Annotated in this window: 2 protein-coding genes; both read right to left on the bottom strand. The window is 57.6% G+C overall.

What is annotated here, in order from left to right; translation table 11 throughout:
* On the bottom strand, positions 1-650 hold a 650-nt coding region (locus FHW77_RS26550), incomplete at its 3' end, for a family 10 glycosylhydrolase (protein WP_182591107.1).
* Between the two features lie 103 nt (positions 651-753).
* On the bottom strand, positions 754-2,625 hold a 1,872-nt coding region (locus FHW77_RS26545), incomplete at its 5' end, for an ABC transporter substrate-binding protein (RefSeq protein WP_182591106.1).

The following is a 2,625-nucleotide window of genomic DNA, read 5'->3' as shown; positions in this document are numbered from 1 at the left end:
AGTATGCGTCTGCGCCACGCCGCCCACGCCTGCCATGCCGGATCCGTCGCATCCGGTCTCATCGGCAAATCAAAACCAGTTTCCTGCCTGAAACGTTTGCGATTGTCGTCGCTGTAGGACACGCCATGGCCCTGCCAGCGGTTGGCGAACACGGCATCGACGTCATATTTGGTTACGACTTCGCGAATGACGTCGGTTGTGAAGTCGCGGTTATAACTTCCCAGCGCATCGGTGACGTAGATACCGGGAAATGCCCAGTGCTCACGCGGACTTCCGTCCTGATTGATGGCCACCCATTCGGGATGGGCCAGTGCTGCATCCTCGTGGATCGCATGTGGGTCGACGCGCGCCATGACGTGCATTCCCAATTTGCGCGCGCCTTCCACGATCGTGCCAAACGGATCGGTATCGCCAATGAAGCTGGACACGTAATGCAGGGGGATTTCGCTTGGGTAATAGGCGATATAGCCGCCGGCAGAAAGGCAGACTGCATTCGACTTGGTGCGCTTGAAGACGTCGATCCAGAACTCGGGATCATATTTCGCCGGATCGTCTTCTGCAAAGGTCAATTGGGTCCAGCGAGTGGCGGATTTAAACCAATCCGGAGAACGAGCGGCAGCTCCGGAAATGGCGTTTGGTCGATGCAACATGTGTTCTCCAATGACAATATTATGCCGTCACGCCCTTTGGGGGCGGCTAAAAGGTTTGATGTTTCCATCCAGGTTCAGTTGATGCCGGAATGGAACGGTGGGATCAGGCCTTGAAAAAGGTTTCGGGGTTGGCGGGCCCGGGTGTGGGATATCCCCACGAATTCGGCATGGATTTGGGAACGTTCTGCATGTTGTTCTTCACCACGCCGTAACTGTCGCTGGGCAGGCAAACGCCGAAGACGTAAAACTGGTCGGCCGCGATCTCCAGTATTTCGGACATCAGCTTGCGCTGGACATCCGGGTCCGGCGAGCCCAGCACGCGGTCATAGCGTGACAATGCGTCCTTGACCGGCTGAGGCGGCTCGACCGCACCCTTGGAAGCAGGATCGCGGTACCACAGTTGCCAGCCCTTGGCGTAGAGCGCCTCGGTCGTGTTGGGAATGAAATAGCGCGGATCGAGAATAGCCGCGATGCCGCCATTGCCGCCGAAGCGGTGTGCAGTGGCGTCATAGTCGATGCCCTGACGCACGCGCACCTCCCAAAGTGAACGGTCCATGCTTCGCATCTGCACGTCCACACCCACGGCGTGGAACATCGGTAGCGCCAGCTGGAAAATGTCAAGGAATGTGGTTCGAGCCTGGTCGATCTCGAATATGACCGTCACACGCTTGCCGTTTTCATCCTGCCGGAAACCCTCACCATCCTTGGTGGGAAGTATCTTGTCGAGCAGGGCGTTGGCGGCGTCGGGGTCGTATTGGGTGAATTGCGTAGCCAGACGTTCGTTATAAAGAGGATCCTCCGCCCGCACGGCCGGTTGGGAGATCGTTCCCTGTCCGATGAAAACTGTATCGATAATCGCCTGCCGGTCCAGCGCCATTGACAGCGCAGCCCTGAAATCCCTGTTGCCGTAAAGCTTGCGTTTGGCTTCGTCAGGATGATTGAGATTAAGCTGGAAAACCATCTCATTGGTTTCGGTCGAGGTCAGCGTATATAAGCCAAACTGGCCCTGGTCCTGGGAGTCGTAAAGCACTGCCCGGTTTGCCGGCGTGGCGATATACTGGTCCATCAGATCGATTTCGCCCTGCATCGCCTTCAATAACAACACCTGTGCGTCTGCGACCATCTGGTAGACGATGCGATCAATGTAGGGCAGTTGATTTCCCTCGGTATCGACCTTCCAGTAAAACGGGTTGCGCTCGGCGACCGCACGGTCGGTGCTCTGTCCTGGCGCAACCGCCATCTTCCAGGCGTGGATTACGGGACGTTGCGAGTTCTGAAAGAACTCGTTGTCCACGACGAGGCCCGCTTCGCGCTGAAACAATTGAATCCAGCCAGACGCGCCCTTGGCCTTGGCTTCCTGTTCAGCATTTGGGTTGTACTTGATGTGGAATTGCTTGAGGTAGTGTTTCGGCGCACGGGTGGTCTGATCGTCGTTCGCCCATGCCAGCCGCAGAGGGAAAAGACCGTTGGGCGCAGCGAAAATCACCTTGAACGTTACATCGTCCAACGCCTCGAAGCGGGCCTTTTTTCCGCCCGCACGCAGATGGTTCTGGCCGATGTCGTTAAGGCCCTCGTAATTGAAGATGTCCTCGTACCAGAACATGATGTCCTCGGTAGTGAACGGCTGACCGTCAGACCACTTCATGCCCTTGCGCAATCTGAAGGTGAACTCCGTGGCGTCGGCATTGCTTTCGTAGTGCTCCGCGACATTCGGTACCACACCCGACCAGTCGGGCTTATATCGCAGCAGCGGCTCGTAAGCCTGATATCGGAACAACATCGACAGGGACCCACCACCGACGATCGCGCTGTTCCAGTCACCACCATGTGTTCCGACGCGGTCAAGCGGTGTGATGACAAGCGGATTGAGCGGCAGGCGGTCCACAACGGCGGGCAGCTTACCCTCCCCGACCAAGGCGTCCAGCATGGCGGGGTCTTTGACGGCCGTGGTCTGCGCGAACGCTGGCAAAGCGGG

The sequence above is a fragment of the Agrobacterium sp. RC10-4-1 genome (assembly GCF_014138475.1).
In the GTDB taxonomy this organism is placed as follows: Bacteria; Pseudomonadota; Alphaproteobacteria; order Rhizobiales; family Rhizobiaceae; genus Agrobacterium; species Agrobacterium pusense.
This window is presented reverse-complemented; position numbering and strand designations above follow the sequence as displayed.